The 2,625-nt window shown below is 70.7% G+C and carries 3 protein-coding genes and 1 pseudogene; all 4 read right to left on the bottom strand.

Features of this window, described 5'->3' with window-relative positions; genetic code table 11:
- A pseudogene (locus F3J14_RS34465) lies at positions 1 to 248 on the bottom strand (hypothetical protein); the annotation flags it as partial.
- Positions 249 to 314: 66 nt separating this feature from the next.
- Positions 315 to 1,430, bottom strand: a complete 1,116-nt coding sequence (locus tag F3J14_RS34460; RefSeq protein ID WP_166726696.1) for a poly(3-hydroxybutyrate) depolymerase — start codon at positions 1,428 to 1,430, stop codon at positions 315 to 317.
- Between the two features lie 172 nt (positions 1,431 to 1,602).
- Entirely contained in the window at positions 1,603 to 2,049 is a 447-nt protein-coding gene (locus F3J14_RS34455) for a lysozyme (protein ID WP_166726695.1), read from the bottom strand.
- Complete coding sequence (locus F3J14_RS34450) at positions 2,033 to 2,584, bottom strand: DUF2589 domain-containing protein (protein ID WP_105786828.1); 552 nt, start codon at positions 2,582 to 2,584, stop codon at positions 2,033 to 2,035. The genes F3J14_RS34455 and F3J14_RS34450 overlap by 17 nt, the downstream gene beginning before the upstream one ends.
- Positions 2,585 to 2,625: the final 41 nt, after the last annotated feature.

Below are 2,625 nucleotides of genomic sequence, written 5' to 3'. Positions count from 1 at the left end.
TCCTTGACCGCGGCGGCCGAACCGCCGAGCCCGAACCGTTCGAGCTGGCCGCGCCACCACGCGTCGGTCGCGGCCTGGCAGGCATCCGTGTAGCGGTGGCCGGCGAGCAGCGCGGTATGCGCGAACGCGCGCCACGCGGGGCCGCCGGGCGTGCCGCCGGGGCTGGTCGTCTGCGCGGCGAGCTTGCCGAACAGCTGGAGCGCGTCGGCGTGCGCGCGTTCCCATTGGGCGATGAACGTGGAGAACATGGCGATTCCTCGTGATGAAGGCGCGATGAAGAAGCAATGACGGCGTGATGGCGGCCGCTACGCGGATTACTGACGCGCGGCGCCGAGGCGCTGCACCATCTGCATCACGGCGGCCATTTGCGGCGCGTCGCGGCGGTAGAAGCCGGGATTGAGCGGATTGGCGCTCGTATAGCCCCAGAAATCCCAGCAGCCGGCCGGATTGACGGCCGATTTCTCGACCTGCGGATAGAGCACGATCAGCCGGTTCGTATCGGCGATCTCGTTGTAGCCGACGCCGCGAATCATCCGCTCGCCGACCGTCGCGACGTTCTGCACGCAGCCGTGGAACACCACGTGCACCGCGCACGTCACGCGCTCGCAATCGGCCGGCACGTAGGCATAGCCGGTATCGCCGAGCGACGCGGTGCGTCGCGGATCGAACGCGCGCTGGTCGAACGCCAGCAGCTTGCCGCCCGCCTGCGCCGCCGGCGGATTGAGCGGCTTGTCGGGCGTGCCGTAGATCCAGCGCACGATGTCGTGCGCCTGTTCGAAGCCGCAGTTGTCGATATACGGGCTCGCGTTCGCGCTGCACGCGTTGTCCTCGGGGCGGTTCGTGATGAACGCATGCCCGGCATCCGGCGATGCGCGGTACTGGAGGTTCGCGGCCGGCACCTGCGCGAGCGTGTAGAAGCGCGCGGTCTGGTCGACGACGCGCGTCGACACCACCGTATCCTTCGCGCCGCTGAACACGTAGATGCGCTGGCTGCGCAGCGCGGCCGGATCGTCGATCTCGCCACGCTGCGCGAAGGTGCGCGCGGCGCGCCATGCATCGGCCGCGGACGGCGCGGGGCCGATCGGCTGCATGCACAGCGTGGCCGCGGCCACCACCGGCGGGATCAGTGCGTTCACGCCCGCGCAATAGAACGGGCCTCCCGCGACGATGCCCGCGCCGATCAGCCGGCTCGAGAACGCGACGTCGAACTGCGCGGCCATGAAGCCGCCGGACGACAGCCCCGACACCGACGTGCGCTGCAGGTCGGCCGCATAGGCGGGCAACGGATCGGCGGAAGCGGCGACGGCGTACGGCGCGACCGAAGTCACGGCGGCGACGGCGACGCAGGCGGTGCGCAGCGCGCGGCGCAGCGCGTGCGAAACGGCGAAGCGGGACGGCATCGTGCGGCCGGGCGAGCGAGTGATGTTCATGCGGGACTCCTGTCGTGGCGAATGGCGGATGACGAATCGTTGTAACGGATCGGGTACGGCAAGACCGGACTTCAGCGACGGTTTCAGCTTACGGGTACGCGACGACTTGCGAAATGGCGCGAACGGCATGCGCGGCGACCCGTGACGTTCGGCCGGTGCGGCGTCACGACGCTCATGACAGAAACAGCGCGCGCTCGGCCTGGCGGCGCTTCGTGAGCCCCGCGAGCGGCTTGCCGCCGGCCTTGTTCCAGACGAGGAACTGGTCGGCCGCACGCGCGCTCGTGCCGGCGTTCAGGTAGCGCAGCAGCGTCGACGAGCGCAGCCGCCCCGCGCCGAGATTGAAGACGAACGACATCAGCGCGTCGAACTGCTGCTGCGTGACCGGCACATGCAGCAGCTTGCGCAGGTTCAGCTCGGCGCCGCGCAGGTCGCGGCGCAGCAGCGCCTCCGCTTCGGCGGACGTGAGCGGGCGCGTGAAGCGCTCGTTCGGCAGGATCAGGTGCCCGTAGCCGATCGTCGGCTTGCCGACCGCGTCGAGATAGCGCGCGAGGCGCAGCCCCTCGAACTGCTTGATCAGCGCGATGCCCTGCGCACCGGTGCGTTCAGGCCGGTTCGCCATCGTCGTTCTCCTTGCTGCCCGGCCGTGCGCGCGGCACCAGGCGATGCGTGTATTCGTCGATCACGCGCATGATCGCTTCGGGCGGCGGCAGCGCCGCGAACTGCATTTCGATGTCGATGTGCTCGGTGTCGCGCTGCCGCGCGTTGCCCTGCGCATCCTTTTTCCCGGAACGCGGCGCGAACGTCACATAGAAGCGGCTGCGCTGGTCGTCGTCGCCCGCGACGCCGCCGGCCGGCAGCGCCTCCGTGAAGTCGCCGCGCACGGTCAGGTGCACGATCATCCGGTCGAGCGCGAGCCCGCGCGGCGTGGCAAGCGCGACGAGCGGCACCGGCATCGTGTGCTCCGCGTCGAGCGCGACCGTGACCTCGCGCGGCGCGAGCAGGCCGTCGTCGCGCAGGTCGAAGAACTGGTCGAGCACGGCCGTGTACTGGTGCGCGAGCAACTGGTTCGCGGCGGCGGCGGCGTGCTGCATCCCGCGCGCGATCTCGTCGAGCGCGATGCCGCGCGGTGGCGGGCGTGCGTCGTCGGCCGGCATGCCGGGCGAAGGGGCGGGTGGCGCTGGCGGGGCAGGCGGGA

This window comes from Burkholderia sp. Tr-862 (assembly GCF_011753085.1).
In the GTDB taxonomy this organism is placed as follows: domain Bacteria; phylum Pseudomonadota; class Gammaproteobacteria; order Burkholderiales; family Burkholderiaceae; genus Burkholderia; species Burkholderia ambifaria.
Note: the sequence above shows the minus strand (reverse complement) of the source record. Positions and strands in the feature narration are given on the sequence as shown.